The organism is Devosia naphthalenivorans (genome assembly GCF_003056355.1).
Lineage (GTDB): Bacteria > Pseudomonadota > Alphaproteobacteria > Rhizobiales > Devosiaceae > Devosia > Devosia naphthalenivorans.
On the sequence record NZ_PYVW01000001.1, the window covers coordinates 223,249 to 238,575 of the forward strand.

At 61.2% G+C, this 15,327-nt stretch carries 15 protein-coding genes and 1 tRNA gene; 8 read left to right on the forward strand and 8 right to left on the reverse strand.

The genetic code is table 11. The features are described 5' to 3' along the window. Positions 1–7: 7 nt before the first annotated feature. The gene (locus tag C8264_RS01210; RefSeq protein ID WP_162783396.1) at positions 8–469 is read right to left on the reverse strand and encodes a dihydropteroate synthase; all 462 of its coding nucleotides are present in this window, start codon (positions 467–469) and stop codon (positions 8–10) included. A 137-nt stretch (positions 470–606) separates the two neighbouring features. After that, the gene (locus tag C8264_RS01215; protein WP_108459123.1) at positions 607–2,376 is read right to left on the reverse strand and encodes an SLC13 family permease; all 1,770 of its coding nucleotides are present in this window, start codon (positions 2,374–2,376) and stop codon (positions 607–609) included. 267 nt (positions 2,377–2,643) lie between these two features. Between C8264_RS01215 and C8264_RS01220 the strand changes: the two genes are divergently transcribed. Beyond that, complete coding sequence (locus tag C8264_RS01220; protein WP_108459124.1) at positions 2,644–3,858, forward strand: HPP family protein; 1,215 nt, start codon at positions 2,644–2,646, stop codon at positions 3,856–3,858. Here C8264_RS01220 and cysW read toward each other — a convergent pair. The 4 genes from cysW to rimO form a co-directional block, all read right to left on the reverse strand. After that, the gene (gene cysW, locus C8264_RS01225; RefSeq protein ID WP_108459125.1) at positions 3,855–4,664 is read right to left on the reverse strand and encodes a sulfate ABC transporter permease subunit CysW; all 810 of its coding nucleotides are present in this window, start codon (positions 4,662–4,664) and stop codon (positions 3,855–3,857) included. The two genes, C8264_RS01220 and cysW, sit on opposite strands and share 4 nt — an antisense overlap. Continuing rightward, entirely contained in the window at positions 4,664–5,500 is an 837-nt protein-coding gene (cysT, locus tag C8264_RS01230; RefSeq protein WP_108459126.1) for a sulfate ABC transporter permease subunit CysT, read from the reverse strand. Before cysT ends, cysW begins: the two co-directional genes overlap by 1 nt. A 103-nt stretch (positions 5,501–5,603) precedes the next feature. Further along, entirely contained in the window at positions 5,604–6,587 is a 984-nt protein-coding gene (locus C8264_RS01235) for a sulfate ABC transporter substrate-binding protein (protein ID WP_108459127.1), read from the reverse strand. A 306-nt stretch (positions 6,588–6,893) separates the two neighbouring features. Beyond that, complete coding sequence (gene rimO / locus C8264_RS01240; RefSeq protein WP_245892886.1) at positions 6,894–8,225, reverse strand: 30S ribosomal protein S12 methylthiotransferase RimO; 1,332 nt, start codon at positions 8,223–8,225, stop codon at positions 6,894–6,896. Positions 8,226–8,483: 258 nt separating this feature from the next. Between rimO and C8264_RS01245 the strand changes: the two genes are divergently transcribed. Then, on the forward strand, positions 8,484–8,861 hold the full coding sequence (locus tag C8264_RS01245; RefSeq protein ID WP_108459129.1) for a DoxX family protein: 378 nt from the start codon (positions 8,484–8,486) through the stop codon (positions 8,859–8,861). Between the two features lie 78 nt (positions 8,862–8,939). Here C8264_RS01245 and C8264_RS01250 read toward each other — a convergent pair whose 3' ends face one another. Continuing rightward, the gene (locus tag C8264_RS01250) at positions 8,940–9,458 is read right to left on the reverse strand and encodes a DUF4282 domain-containing protein (protein WP_108459130.1); all 519 of its coding nucleotides are present in this window, start codon (positions 9,456–9,458) and stop codon (positions 8,940–8,942) included. Between the two features lie 21 nt (positions 9,459–9,479). After that, on the reverse strand, positions 9,480–10,244 hold the full coding sequence (gene lipB / locus C8264_RS01255; protein WP_425430652.1) for a lipoyl(octanoyl) transferase LipB: 765 nt from the start codon (positions 10,242–10,244) through the stop codon (positions 9,480–9,482). Between the two features lie 75 nt (positions 10,245–10,319). Here lipB and C8264_RS01260 point away from each other — a divergent pair, with 75 nt between their 5' ends. From C8264_RS01260 to C8264_RS01290, 6 genes are all read left to right on the forward strand, one after another. Further along, the gene (locus C8264_RS01260; RefSeq protein WP_108459132.1) at positions 10,320–10,553 is read left to right on the forward strand and encodes a FliM/FliN family flagellar motor switch protein; all 234 of its coding nucleotides are present in this window, start codon (positions 10,320–10,322) and stop codon (positions 10,551–10,553) included. A 294-nt stretch (positions 10,554–10,847) separates the two neighbouring features. Further along, positions 10,848–10,932: transfer RNA gene (locus tag C8264_RS01265), tRNA-Leu, on the forward strand. 566 nt (positions 10,933–11,498) lie between these two features. Beyond that, complete coding sequence (gene mgtE, locus C8264_RS01275; RefSeq protein WP_108459133.1) at positions 11,499–12,914, forward strand: magnesium transporter; 1,416 nt, start codon at positions 11,499–11,501, stop codon at positions 12,912–12,914. Positions 12,915–13,251: 337 nt separating this feature from the next. Then, entirely contained in the window at positions 13,252–13,929 is a 678-nt protein-coding gene (locus C8264_RS01280; protein ID WP_108459478.1) for a glutathione S-transferase family protein, read from the forward strand. Next, complete coding sequence (locus tag C8264_RS01285) at positions 13,926–14,351, forward strand: DUF1489 family protein (RefSeq protein WP_245892887.1); 426 nt, start codon at positions 13,926–13,928, stop codon at positions 14,349–14,351. The genes C8264_RS01280 and C8264_RS01285 overlap by 4 nt, the downstream gene beginning before the upstream one ends. Before the next feature lie 126 nt (positions 14,352–14,477). Then, a complete protein-coding gene (locus C8264_RS01290; RefSeq protein ID WP_108459134.1) occupies positions 14,478–15,317 on the forward strand; it encodes a division plane positioning ATPase MipZ in 840 nt (279 codons plus the stop codon). The last annotated feature ends 10 nt before the right edge of the window (positions 15,318–15,327 follow it).

Here is a 15,327-nt window from a genome sequence, read left to right on the forward strand (position 1 = left end):
GACAGGCTCACCATGAAGCATCCTGAAAGTGTGTCGTAATGGCGATGAGATCGTCAACGCGTAGGATGTGGGCGCCCGCGCGGTAGGCTGAGATTGCGGCTTGCGGGAGCATGGGGCCGACGAGAATAGGGTAGCCGGTCCCCTCGGCCAGTGTTTGGCCAAAATCCAGGATGAGCTGGATGTCAGCGGCCTTGGCGCGAGCGATGGCTAGCGCGCTGGCGCGTGCGATGACCGGCACCTGATGCAGGGCGGCGATCTCAGCCATTTCCGGTGCGCCTGCGAGGTTGTCCAGATCTACGATGAGACTGGCGCCGGACTGGATGGCCTGATCGGCAACCAGCGGGTTTGTTGTTGCTATCGCGATGGGCGCGGTAATGCCGGCGGCGATCATCTCGTCCAGCAGCGGAATAATCCGGTCCAGCTCTTGCTGCACGGGCATTGGCGCGACGCCCGTGGATAGTTGAATCATATCAGCGTCTTGCGCGAGCAAGTTCCAAACTTGATTCGGGCTTGGCTCCTCCAGCATCGCCAGGAGCAGAGGTCTTTTACCCAGCACCAGCGGCGGTCTGTTGGGCAGGGTGATGGTGTGCCTTGTGTGCATGGCGCTCAGAATGGCCAGACGACCATCAGCGTGGGCACGCCGACCAGCACCACGATCAGCGACAACGGAGCGCCCAAGCGCCAGTAGTCACCGAACTTGTAGCCTCCGGGACCCATGACCAGGGTGTTGCACTGGTGACCGATCGGGGTGAGGAAGTCGCAGCCTGCGCCGATTGCTACGGCCAATAGGAACGCTTCGGGAGCGTAGCCGAGGGACGTGGCAAAGCTCGCCGCAATGGGGGCCATCACCAACACGGTTGCGGCGTTGTTGAGAAAGGGCGTGACCGCCATGGCCGCAACCATGATGAGGGCCAGCGCGCCCCAGCCGGGCAAGGTGCTGGCAGTGGTGGAGAGCCAGCTAGCGATCAGTTCGGTGCCGCCGGTGGAGCGCAACGAATCGGACACCGGGATCAGGCAGGCGAGCATGATGAGAATCGGCGCGTCGAGCTGATTGTAGACTTCGCGCAGCGGCAGCGAACGGCTGACGACCATGGCGACGGCTGCCGCAAAGAAGGCGGCTGCCACAGGCACAAGGCCAATAGCGGTGGCGGCCATGGCAACCAGCAGGATGCCGATGGGGATCAACCCGCTGCGCACATTGCCAAGCCTGAGGCCACGCTCGATCAAGGGCAGGCAGTCCCATTCGCGCAGGAGTTCGGGCAGGCGCTTGAGATGGCCCTGGAGCAGGATGACGTCGCCGTTCTGGAAGCGAATCTGCCCGAGGCGCTCGGTGAAGCGCTCGTCACGACGGCTGACCGCCAGGAGGTTGAGCCCGGTGCGGTCGAACAGCGTCAACTCCTTCGCCGTTGCGCCGATCAGGCCCGAGCTTTCCCCGATGACCGCTTCGATGGTGCCGATGTCGGCCGCGTCCTGGGTCGCCGCGCCGCGCCGTTCGCTAAAAGATAGCCCGCCTTGCGAAACCATATTGTCCAGCGCTTCGGGTGAGCCTTCGACGAGGAGAATATCGCCGGCGCGAAGCTTGGCGTCGGGAAGGGGCGTGCGGCGGCGCCCATTGGCACCCACGATACTGGTGACCATGGCAAGGCCATCGGCGGCTGCCTGCAACTCGCCGATGGTGCGCCCTATGGCCGAAGAATCATCGGCCACCCTGGCTTCGGTGGTGTAGTTCTTGATTTCGATGGCCTTTTCCATGCCGGTTTCTTCGCGCTGGCGAACCGGCAGGAGGCGGTAGCAAAGGGCGAGGAAAATGACCCCTGCGATGGAGAGTGCGACGCCCGTTGGCGTGTAGTCGAACATGGTGAAGGGCTCGCCCGACAGCTCCTCCCTGACGCGCGAGACGATGATGTTAGGCGAGGTACCCACCTGGGTCATCAGGCCGCCCAGCAGCGAGCCGAAGGACATCGGCATCAGGAACAGCGACGGAGATACCCCCGATTTGCGCGCCATCTGAAACGCGATGGGCATCATGATCGCCAGCGCGCCGATGTTTTTGACGAAGGCGCTAAGCACGGTGACGGTGACCACAAGCAGGATCAATTGGGCGCGGGGGCCGCTCAGATTTGGCGCGAAGCGCCGGATGGCAAGCTCCATGATGCCCGAGCGGGAAACGGCAGCACTCACCACCAGGGCACTACCCACAATGATGACGATATCGTCGGAGAAACCGCTGAAAGCGTCGGCTGGCGAAACGACGCCGAGCGCCATGGCTGCAAGCAGTGCGCCTACCGCCACAAGATCGTAGCGCCAGCGGCCCATGATAAAAGCGACCATCATGGCGCCGATGACCAGAAAGGCGAAAGTTTGTGGAAGCGTCATCTGGATTCCATGCGGGCGGCCATAGAGCGCACAACACATATGAGCCGCGGCCATGCCGCAAGGCTAAAAATCGACTGCCACCGCGTTATTGGGCGGGAACCCAAAATCTTGCGAGCAACGCCGCGCCTGCAAAAGGGGCGCTTCGCAAACTAAAAATGGAGCCTGACGCGCGCCGGACGAAAACCTTGGAAGGAAATTTCTTTTGCCGAACGAATGACGCAAGTGGCGGCGTTGGCGGGGACGAACAGGCCTGCTACACCGCCGCAAATGTCCAGCGTTCTTCCCTTCATTAAACGTTTCGTACCCAGCTTGGCGCCCGTCAGCCTGGGAGAGCGCTTTCGCGCGTCTTTCGGTGCATTGATCGGCCTGTTGGCCACGGGCGCGGTAGCCAGCCTGGCGCTGGGCAACTCCCCGGATGTGCCGCTGCTGATTGCACCCATGGGCGCATCGGCCGTGCTGCTGTTCGCGGTTCCGACAAGCCCCTTGGCGCAGCCTTGGTCGATCATCGGCGGCAACACTCTTGCAGCGCTTATCGGGGTGCTCTGTGCCCGGTACATCGGCGATGCGGTAGTAGCGGCAGGTGTCGCTGTTGGTCTGGCCATTGCGGTGATGATGGCTTTGCGCTGCCTGCATCCGCCCAGTGGCGCCGTGGCGCTCACGGCTGTGCTTGGCGGGCCGGCAATCCAGAGCACCGGCTTCGGGTTTGTCATCTGGCCGGTGATGGTCAATTCGATTCTGTTGCTGGCTGTGGCATTGCTGTTCAACAATCTCACGGGCCGGCGCTATCCGCATCTTGCGCCGGCGGTCAGCAATCCGCACCGGACGGCGGATCCTCTGCCCACAGGACGGCTCGGCGTGACACAAGACGATATTCAAGCGGTGCTGGCCCAATATGACCTGGTGCTGCCAGTGGCGACGGATGATCTGGAAGACATTCTGCACCGTGCTGAAGTGCGTGCCTATGAACGGCGTTCGGCCGGGATCAATTGCGGCGCCATAATGAGCCGGGATGTGCAGTCGGTGGGGCCCAAGACCAGCTTGCGCGAAGCGCTGCGGCACTTGCGGGAGCACCACATCAAGGCGCTGCCGGTTGTGGATCTGGATAACAGGCTCGTGGGCATCCTCACGCAGACCGATCTGCTGGACAAGGCAGACTGGGGCATGTCGGCGACCGGCTCCGGGCTGGGCTGGCGTTTGCGCTCGATCGGCAATTCTGATCGTCGTCTCAAGGGGCGGGTCGAAGACATCATGAGCACGCCGGTGAAGGCGGCTCGCCCAGAAACGCCAATTGCGCAGATCGTGCCGTTCATGGCCGATGCCGGGCTGCACCATCTGCCCGTGGTCGATGAAAACGGGCATGTCGTGGGCATGTTGACCCAATCGGACGTGATGGGCGCCATGTTCGCCGTGGCGATGAACGATACCGCAAACAGCGCGCTGGCAGCGGACGCGCCGGTGCCGTTGACGGCAATGAGCGCCTAGCGCCAGCCGCGGCCTTCCAGGCTCGACTTGAGGATCAATGTCAGAACGGCGATGAGCGCCAGCGTGGTTGCGGCGGCAAAGGCGCCGGTGACATTGAAGTCATTGAAGAGCTGGGTGATCTGCAGGGGCAGGGTGTTGGTCTGGCCCCGGATCGAGCCGGACACTACGGAGACGGCGCCGAATTCGCCCATCACGCGGGCATTGGTGAGAACCGCTCCATAGAGAATCGCCCAGCGGATATTGGGCAAGGTCACGTGCCAGAACATCTGCCAGCCGCTTGCTCCGAGGGATAGCGCAGCTTCTTCATCCTCGGTGCCCTGTTGCTGCATGAGCGGGATGAGCTCGCGGGCGACAAAGGGGGCGGTGACGAACAGGCTGACAAGGATGATCGCGGTGACGGTGAACATCAGCTGGATGTTGGCCGCCTGAAGAACCGGCCCGAGCAGGCCCTGTCCGCCATAAAGGAAGAGATAGACCACGCCAGCGACGATCGGGCTGACCGAGGCCGGCAGTTCTATGGTGGTGATGATGAGCTGGCGGCCTGGAAAGCGAAAGCGTGTGACCAGCCAGGCAAGGCACACCCCGACGACGATATTGATGGGGACCACGATGATTGCGGTTAGCACCGTAAGGCCAACGGCGTGGAGCGTGTTGGGCTCGAGGATATTGGTGAGATAGGTGGCGAGACCCTCGCGTAGTGCGAAGGCGAAGATGAGCACCAGCGGCACAACCAGGATCAGGCCCGAGAGGACAAAAGCCAAGGCGATCAGGGTGATTTCTGCCGGAGAGCGTGTAGCTGTGGTCATCAGCGTCTCCTGTCGGCGTAGCGGACCTGCCAGGCGCCGAGGGCGTTGGTCAGCACAAGGGTCGCGAAGGCGACGAGCAGGAGAATGAAGGCGAGGGCAGCGGCGCCCTCATAGTTGTATTCGTCGAGCCGGATATAGATCAGCAGCGAAACGATCTCGGTGAGGCCCGGCAGATTGCCGGCGATGAACACCACGGCGCCGAACTCACCCAGCGAACGGGCAAAGGACAGCACGCAGCCGGCGATGAAGGCGGGCAGGATGGTGGGCCAGATGACACGGGCGAACACCTGCCAATTGGTCGCGCCCAGCGTTCTGGCGGCCTCCTCCAGATCAACCTGCACCTCTTCGAGCACAGGCTGGACGGTGCGGACGACGAAGGGAATTGAGGTGAAAATCATGGCAACGATGATGCCCGCCTGCGTGTAGTTCACCTTGAACCCGTTCGGCTCGAGAAACTGGCCATACCAGCCCGTATCGGAAAACAGCGTGACGAGTACCAGGCCCGCGACCGCGGTCGGCAGGGCAAAGGGCAGGTCAACGAGGGCATCGAGGATGCGCTTGCCCGGGAAACTGTAGCGGGTGAGCACCCAAGCCAGCAGCAGGCCAAAAATTCCATTGAAAATCGAGGCGATCAGCGCGGAACTGAACGTGATGCGATAGGCGGCCAGCGAACGATTGGAGCTGACGATCCGCCAGAACTCTTCCCAGCCCATGCCGCCCACCTTGAGCAACATGGCGATGAGCGGCAGGACAATGATGATCGTGAGGTAAAGCATGGAGACGCCAAGCGTCAGCCCGAAGCCGGGAAGCAGGTGCCTGGATCGTCTCTGTGCCATGTATTCTCCCGCTGCCAAGCGTTATTGCCCGGCTCGTCCGGGCAATCCATTGTCACGCGATCACCGGGACAATCCCGGTGACGGCGATTGATCGGCGTCTTGGCTATTGGTTGAGGAACACCTTGTCGAGCAGGCCGCCATCGGCGAAGTGCTCTTCGGAGATCTTGGCCCAGCCGCCGAATGCTTCATCGGCAGTCACGAGGCGCACTTCGGGGAAGTCGGCTGCGTGGGCGGCAGCAATCGCCTCGTCATTGACGCGGTGGAAATTGCTGGCGGCGACTTCCTGGCCCTCCGTGGTGAAGAGGAAATCGAGATAGGCCTTGGCGATGTCGCGGCTGCCACGGTTGTCCACGACCTTGTCGACGATGGCGACCGGAAACTCGGAAAGCAGGCTCACCGAGGGGACGACGGCTTCGTACTGATCTTCACCAAGCTGCTTGCGAACGGCCAGAACCTCCGCCTCGAAAGTGATCAGCACGTCGCCCAACTGGCGCTCGGTGAAAGCGGTGGTGGCGGCGCGGCCACCTGTTTCAAAGACCGGCACGTTGTTGAAGAGCTTGGTGAGGAATTCCTCGACCTTGGCTTCGTCGTTGGCATATTCCTCGTTCGCCCAGGCGCGGGCAGCGAGATAGGTGTAGCGGCCGTTGCCGGAGGTTTTGGGATTGGGGAAGATCACCTGCACGCCTTCGGCGGCCAGATCGCCCCAGTCGCTGATGCCCTTGGGATTGCCGGCGCGGACGAGGAAAGCGGGGAGGGAATAGAATGGGGAGGCGTTGTTGGGGAACTCGGTTGCCCAATCGTCGCTGACGAAGCCACCTTCGACCAGCTTTTCGATATCCACGACCTGATTGAAGGTCACGACGTCGGCCGGCAGGCCCTCCAGCACCGCGCGGGCCTGGGCGGACGAACCGGCGTGGGACTGATTGACGGTATCGGCGGCGCCCGATGCCGCATAGGCGGCGTTCTCAGCCTCGAACAGCTCGCGCGCAATGTCATAGGACGCGTTGAGGATGTCGGTTGGCTGGGCGAAGGCGGGCGTGACGCTAAGTGCGATGGCAGCAGCGGCGGCGGCGAATAGCTTGTTCATCTGACGCGGAAATCCAACAGGAAAGAGATGTTGGAAGCGTGATGCTATGGCGGCGGGCGCGGCGTCCAGCGGCAAAGTGCTGGGCTGGACGAGTAATTTACAAGCCTTGGGAAGGCCGCAACACCTTTGCGCGGCAGGAGCAGCGCGCGAGATTTTGTTTCGCGCGCTGATTCCGGAAGGTTCGGCAAGTAGTTGCCAATGAAATTGTTTTGGCACGTCCTCGTGGTTCGGCAGGCTCACGATGAGGTCTACTCGGAGATCGCAGCAGACCTCATCCTGAGCCCGTCGAAGGACGAGGTCGTGCCCTTAGTTCAGCGCCTTCACCGGCTCGGCGAACAGATCGTATTCGTCGCTATCGGTAACCAGAACGTCGATCATGTCGCCCGGCTTGATGCCGGTTGCGTTGGCGACGATGACCTGGCCGTCGATTTCGGGCGCGTCCCACTTCGAGCGGGCGATGGCTTTGTTGGCTTCGGGCTCGACATCGTCGACGAGCACCTGGATGGTGCGGCCGACCTTCTTGGCGAGCTGGCCCGCAGAGACGTTCTGGGCGACTTCCATCAGCCGTTCCCAACGATCCTGCGCCACATCGTCTGGCACGATGCCTTCGAGTTCATTGGCGGGTGCGCCGGTTACGGGCTCGTACTTGAAGCAGCCGGCACGGTCGATCTCGGCTTCCTCGATGAAGTCGAGCATCATCTCGAAATCGTCTTCGGTTTCGCCGGGGAAGCCGACGATGAAGTTGGAACGCACAGTCAGATCAGGGACTTGGCGCTTCCAGTCGAGAATCCGATTCAGCGTCTTTTCCTGATGCGCGGGGCGGCGCATGGCCTTGAGGACCTTGGGCGAGGCGTGCTGGAAGGGAATGTCGAGATAGGGCAGGACGAGGCCGTCCGCCATCAACTCCATCACTTGGTCGACATGAGGGTAGGGGTAAACATAGTGCAGGCGCACCCAGGCGCCGAGCTGACCCAGCTCCTTGGCAAGGTCATAGAACTTCGCCTTGACGGGACGGCCGCGATAATTGCTTTCGGCGTATTTGATGTCGACGCCATAGGCGCTGGTGTCCTGGCTGATCACCAGCAATTCCTTGACGCCGCCACGGATCAGCCCTTCGGCCTCACCCAGAATGCCGGCGGCGGGGCGGGAAGCCAGATCGCCACGGATCTGCGGGATGATGCAGAAGGAACAGCGATTATTGCAGCCCTCGGAGATCTTCAAATACGCATAATGGCGCGGTGTCAGCTTGAGGCCGGTTTCGGGAACCAGATCCACGAAGCGGTTCGGCACGGGCGGCAGATGCTCATGCACGGCCGAAACCACGTTCTCGTACTGGTGCGGGCCGGAAATGGCGAGCACGGACGGGTGGGTGGCGCGGATCAGCTCTTCCTCGACACCGAGGCAGCCGGTGACGATGACACGGCCGTTTTCGTTCAGCGCCTCGCCAATGGCTTCTAGCGATTCCTGCTTGGCTGAATCAAGGAAGCCGCAGGTGTTGACGAGCACGATATCGGCGCCGGCATAGTCGCGGCTGAACGAATAGCCTTGGCTGCGCAGCGTGGACATGATGCGTTCGCTATCGACAAGGGCTTTGGGGCAGCCGAGGCTGACGAGGCCAATTTTTGGCGCTTGGCTCATGAGAGCGTAAATTTCCGATGTGGGAATGATTGCGCGCGTCATACAGAATATCTGACAGTTACGCAATGTGACTGTCGCCCACCGGGTGCGTGGCAGGTTTGCTGCCACCGGCCCTCGGATGGGCTTGAATGAGCGGATTGATGAACACTGCGTCCGCATTTGCGTTGTTTTCCATGACAACGCTTTGCTTTATTGGCAGATTTATACATGCGCATTGGGTAGCGCCTCAACACCCATCAGACCTAAACAGGAGCACTCATGTTCGATCGTCTCTCCGCCTACGCGCCGCAGGCTCTCGCCGTGCTGCGCATTGTCGCCGCCTTGCTGTTCATCGCCCATGGTTCGCAGAAGCTTCTCGGCTTCCCCGCCAGCGAATTCAGCCCACCGATGTTCTCGATCTTCTGGTTCGCCGGGGTCATCGAGATCGTGTCCGGCATCATGATCCTGCTCGGCTTCTTCACCCGTCCGGCAGCCTTCATTGCCTCGGGCACCATGGCCTTTGCCTATTGGATTGCTCATGCGCCAAGCAATGCCTTCCCCGTGAACAACGGTGGCGATGCCGCCATCCTGTTCTGCTTTGCCTTTCTCTATCTGGTGTTTGCAGGGCCCGGCGCCTGGAGCGTCAACAAGCAGTAAGCTTCAAGCTTAGAATCAAGAAGGCCGCCGAGATTGATGTCTTGGCGGCCTTTTTTGTTTCATTCACGTGGCGTGGCGTCAGTCCATGTCCTTCGATGACGGGCCGCGCTTGGCCGTGCGGCGTGGCTTGAAAACCTCGCCTGCTTCGGTCGCCGGGCTGCGGCGGGTGGTTTCGTAGGGTGCCGGGTCGGTTGCTGGGGTGATGTATTCGTCGGCCTCGGCATAGTCCGGATCGTCATCGCCCTGGGCCAGATCACGAATGGCGTCGCGCACCTCATCGAGCAGGGAGGCCGAATAGCGCGAGCGATTGACCGTCTCCCCACTTTGCTCGTGGGTCTTGAACCAGACCAGCAGCGCTTCGCAGCCTATGCGCAGCACCACGAAATAGAGCAGGCCGAAGACGCCGATTTCGAGCAGGCCCCAAAGGCCATTGCCGAAGCCAAAGCCGAAGCTCCAGAACAGGTGGCCGACTGCCCAGAGCAGGATGGCGGCCAGCCCGAGCGCGTATAGAATCGGCACCAGCTTGGGCGATAGAATCGCGTCGAGCCGGAACAGCGTTTGGCGGGTGAACAGGCGTTTCAGATCGTCGAGGGTCATCCCAGTCTCCGATGTGCGATTCTATGCGCCAGCAACTTGGCCATGCGCGGCCGCGCTGACAAGGCTTTCGTCGGTCGCGGTGATCGTCGGTCCGAAGCGCTGCTCGAAGGCTGCGCGGAGCGAGGAATCAACTTCGGGCATGGATACGAGCTGCCCGAGATCTTCAAAGCTGGTAACACCCTGGTCCGTGATGCCGCACGGAACGATGCCGTTATAGTGGGTCAGGTCCGGCATGACGTTGAGCGAAATGCCGTGGAAACTGACCCATTTGGAAACGCGTACGCCAATGGCCGCGATCTTGTCTTCCTTCAGCGCGCCCTTGTCCGGTCGCTGAACCCAGACGCCGATCCGGCCGTCCCTGCGCTCGCCGGTGATGTTGTGGCTGGCCAGGGTGTCGATGACCCAACCCTCAAGACCCTGCACGAGGCAGCGGATGTCGCGTCCGCGCTTGGTGAGGTCGAGCATTACATAGGCAACGCGCTGGCCGGGGCCGTGGTAGGTGTATTGCCCGCCGCGGCCTGCGTCATAAACCGGAAACTGGTCGGACAGCAGGTCGGCAGGATTGGCCGAGGTGCCTGCCGTATAGAGCGGGGGGTGCTCCAGCAGCCATATGGCTTCCTCGGCTTCGCCGGCCGCAATGGCGGCAGCGCGCGTGCGCATGGCTTGCAGCGCTTCGGGGTAGGGTATCTGGGCGTTGGAGATGATCCATTGCACCGGCCGAGCGTCCGCCCGGGCCAATTTGTTGTTGGTCTCGCAGCGAATGTCGTCCGAAATTAACGCTTCCATAACCATGCTTGCCAGAGAGTTACCGCCAACCAATCGCGCTGCGTCATGCTGCGCGTGTGCAGTCCGGACTTATTTATGCGCACACTCGACAATATTGAAGTGGACATTACCGTGGAACTCGGCGCGACGACCATGCCGATCCACCATTTGTTGCGCATGGGCCGTGGTGCGGTGATCGAACTCGATGCGCTGGAAAACGATCCACTCAACATCTACGCCAACAACACGCTGATCGCTCATGGCGAAGTCAGCGTGGAAGAGGGGCATCTACGCGTGCAGGTGACCGCCAAAGCGCAGCGCCGGGGCTAGCGTCGCATTGGAGTCCGAACAGACCTCATGGTGAGCCTGTCGAACCACGAGGTCGAGCGAGTGGAGGCTTGCGTGCCACGACCTCGTGGTTCGACAAGCTCACCATGAGGTCTACTGTGCGAATCCCGTGCTGTGCGATGTGCTCTAGAATCCTGCCACGAAGCCGCATGCCCTGCCGATAAATCAGCGCTCTCCACAATTCCGGGACGAATTAGCGATTAAGCGCTTGAGGTTGTGCAAGAGCTTTGCTACATCCCCGCTCGCTTCGCCGAAAGGCAAAGCTCTACCAAGCGTGCGGTCGTGGCGGAATTGGTAGACGCGCAGCGTTGAGGTCGCTGTGTCGCAAGACGTGGAAGTTCGAGTCTTCTCGACCGCACCAAATCATCCTCAGGATGACTAGAAAAAAGGCCGCCCCTCGGGGCGGCCTTTTCGTTATGGGGTTGCTGGAGTCGCAGGAGCAGTATCAGCCGGCGGTGTGGTCGCCGGAGCATCGGCTGGCGGAGCGTCGGTGGTTGGGGCATCGCCGCCGCACGCAGCGAGCGTGAGGGCCACAATGACGGCGAGCGGAGCAAAAAATTTACGGGACATGAGGTCTCCTTGAATTTATTTCTTGTGCTGATCTTCGTCTTCACACGGACGTGAGCTAACTGGCGCATTGGGGCAAAGATGGGGCCGATCCTACGGCCATCGTCTGAGCCTGCATGCTTTGAACGGCCTTGATGACGCGGTGCACCAAACGCGGCGATCTTCATCAGAGTTCCCAGCCCAACTGAAGCTAAGAGCCATCGCATGGGTGCCAAAGGTGCCTTCGCGGCTGCAACACCATGCCTGTCGCAAATTTTTTTTGCGTCCGGCTGCGTCTATTCGCTCAGGCTCGTCTGGCGTGCGGCGCTGGTATTGGATACAGCTTGGGCGCCCCCGAAACTCGCGACACAAAGGGCTCCCATGAGCACAGAATTCGAGACAGAGCCCGGCCACGAGGTCGGGATTGATCCTAATGCGCTTCGCGACAGCGAGGATCGCATCAGTCCGCTCTGGATCGAACGATTGCGCGCCTATCTCGAGGCAGGGCGCGACGAGGACGTCGGCAGTGTCATCGAACCGCTCCACGCGGCTGACCTGGGCGACGTACTGGAGACGCTGGACCCGCCAGAGCGGCTGCACCTGGTGCATGTGCTCGGCGACCGATTCGATTATTCGGCGCTGACCGAGGTCGACGAGAGCGTCCGCATCGAAATCATGGATGCCTTGCCCAATGCCGCCATTGCGCGCGGCGTGACGGGGCTGGACAATGACGACGCCGTGGCGCTGCTGGAAGATCTGGAGCAGGAAGACCGCGATGAGGTGCTGGCGAAGCTGCCGACCTTTGAGCGCCTGAGCCTCAAGCGCAGCCTGGATTTTCCGGAAGACTCCGCCGGGCGGCGGATGCAGACCGATTTCATCGCCATTCCGCCGTTCTGGACGGTGGGTCAGACCATCGACTATCTGCGGCGTGAAAAAGACCTGCCGGACGAGTTCTACCAGATCTATGTGGTGGATGCGTCCTATCAGGTACTCGGCACCATTCCGCTGGACAAGTTCCTGCGGGCGCCACGAGCCAGGTCCATCGAGGGCCTGATGAACACCAATCTGGTGCTGGTCGATGCAAATGAGGACCAGGAAGAAGCAGCCCGCGATTTCGAGCGCTACGACCTTGTCGAAGTCGGCGTGGTGGACGAAAGCCGCCGGCTGGTGGGCGTGTTGACCATCGACGACATTGTCGACGTCATCCACGAAGAGGCTGACGAGGATATCAAGCTGCTCGCCGGTGTTGGCGACGAGGACATTTCCGGCTCCACCATCGACACGGTACGCAGCCGCGTGCCGTGGCTGGTCATCAACCTCTTTACGGCTGTCGCGGTCTCATTCGTGATCGGGCTGTTCGATGCAACGATCGAGCAGATGGTGTCGCTGGCCGTGCTGATGCCCATTGTCGCCTCAATGGGCGGCAATGCCGGTACGCAGACCATGACGGTGACCGTCCGCGCGCTGGCGATGCGCGAACTCGATGGGAGCCGTTTGCGGCGCCTGATAACGCGCGAAATGGTCGTGGGGCTCGCAAATGGCATCATCTTTGCCGTGCTGATCGGGGTCGTGACCTGGCTGCGGTTTGGCGACGTGCAACTGGGCGGGGTGATCGCTGCGGCGATGATCATCAATCTGATCGTTGCGGGTACGGCAGGAATTTTGATTCCGATTACGCTGGAAAAGTTCAAGGCAGATCCGGCGATTGCGTCTGCCGTATTCGTGACCACGGTCACGGATACTGTAGGATTCTTCGCGTTCCTCGGGATCGCCGGACTGTGGTTTGGACTATTCTGAGCACGATCGCATTGCAGTGGAGTGTCCCAAAGTGTGGCATCTCTGCCGCTTGTCATAGCTTTGTCGTACAGTTAATCTTTTGCTACTGGGGTGCGGCAGGTGGGTAACACCGATGATGCCCTGGCGTGAACGGCTGACAAGGAGCGATAATGCGTAGTCAACCGAAGGCCACTACGGCATGGCGGGCAGCAACCTGGACACTGGTCTGCCTGCTTGCAATGGGAATGGTTTTCTCCGTCATTGCTGGTGTCTGATCGACGCTAGAGTTTTTCACTGATAGCAATTCGGAAGGGCGCCCGGGGTTTGGGGCGCCCTTCTTGCTTGGATGGAGGTGCGCATGAAGCTGCTTATCGGAAATCGCAATTATTCCACCTGGTCGCTGCGGCCATGGCTGGTGCTGACCCACTTCGAGATCCCCTTCGAGGACGAAGTGCTGCAACTCGCGGGCGAGGGTTTTCGCGATGTGCTGGCGCAGCGTTCGCCCACTGGCCGGGTGCCGGTGTTGATCGATGACGACCTGGTCGTCCCGGAGACCATTGCGATCATCGAGTATCTGGCTGACCGGTTTCCTGACAAGCCGATCTGGCCTGCCGGCCTCAAGGAGCGGGCGCTGGCCCGTGCAGCCGCTTCGGAAATGCACGGGGGCTTTTCGGCGCTGCGCAGCCATGCGCCGATGAATCTACGCGCCTCCCATCCGGGCAAAGTTTCCGCCGATACCGTGCGGAAGGACCTACACCGGCTGGAGGCCCTTTGGGGTGGATTGCTGGAGAAATCCGGTGGGCCGTTCCTGTTTGGCGAGTTCAGCGCCGCTGATGCCATGTTTGCGCCCGTTGCCACTCGTATTCGCACATATGCGTTACCCGTCTCCGATGTGGCGAACGAATATGTAGAAGCCATCTATAGCCTGCCCGCGTTCCAGACATGGCTCGCCATGGCGCTCAAGGAGCCCTGGGTGGTCGATGAAGATGAGATTGACGTGATTCAGGGACGGGCAAAGCCCGGAACGATTGTATGATCCATATGATCAAGCTCAGTGTCGGCGTTAAAACGCTGGAAGAGCTCGAAAGCTACCGCGACGAACGGGCCCATTGGTGGGGCGCCGACTATGGCGAGGACGTCCATGTGCATCGCACGCGCATGATGCCCAAGCAGGCCGCTGAGATGGAAGGCAAGTCCTCGATTTATTGGGTGATTGGCGGGCAGGTGGTTGCCCGCCAGCCGATTTTGCGGCTCGCGAAATATACCGACCCCGAAGGCAAGGATTACTGCGATATCGTCATGGCGCCCGACATGGTGCGCACCGTGCCCTATCCCAAACGTCCGTTCCAGGGCTGGCGCTATCTGCGGCCCGAGGATGCGCCCCCCGATCTCGGTGCCAATGAAAACGCCGAATCGCTGGCGCTGGCCGCTGACCTCGCCAAGCTCGGGCTGATCTAACCTGCGCGATAAAGCTAGCGAAAAGTTAATCTGACGCGGCGCTTGGAGTCAGTTCTTTTTAACGTGCCGTTAACCAGCTGGACCGTTGTTAGTCGGTGTTAATGAAACACTGATTTGGGGGCAACGATGGCTCGTCATGGGGCGCATGTCATTGTGGTGGGAAATGAAAAGGGCGGGTCGGGCAAGTCCACGACCGCGTTCCACCTGGCCATTTACCTGCTGCACGCCGGCTACCGCGTTGCCACCATCGACGTGGACAGCCGCCAGCAGACTTTTACCCATTATGTGCGCAACCGGCGCATTCACATCCAGGAACGGCAGCTGAACCTGCCCAACCTCAAGCACTACCACCTGCCGACGGCGTGGGGTGACTCGGTCAAGGACAACAACAAGGCCGAGTTCGACGTATTCCGCCGGGCCGTGGGTGAAGTCGAAGATCGTGTCGACTTCCTCGTGATCGACACGCCGGGGTTCGACACCAATCTGACCAGGCTCGCCCACTCGCTGGCCGATACGCTGGTGACCCCGGTCAACGACAGCCTGATCGATCTGAACGTGCTGGCCCGCATCAATCCGGAAAGTGGTTCGTTCGTCGAGACGAGCCATTATGCCCGGCTGGTGCAGCGCGCGCGCTCCGAGCGGCTGGCGGTGGATGGGCATAGCGTCGACTGGGTGCTGGTGCGCAATCGTATTTCCATGCTCGGCTCGCGCAATTCGCGGCAGGTGCATGCAACGCTGGACCTGATCGCGACGCGCTTTGGCTGCCGCGTGGCTGAAGGCATTGCGGAACGCGTGATCTTCCGCTCGCTGTTCCCCACGGGCATGACAGTCTTCGATCCGGTTGACGAGGACGGCACCGAAAGCACCACCATGTCCCATGTCAGTGCGCGCCAGGAATATCGCAATCTGGTGGCGGCGCTCAACCTGCCGCTGGGCGAGATCGAGCCGATGCGGCTATCGGCGTAGCGGAGTGGGC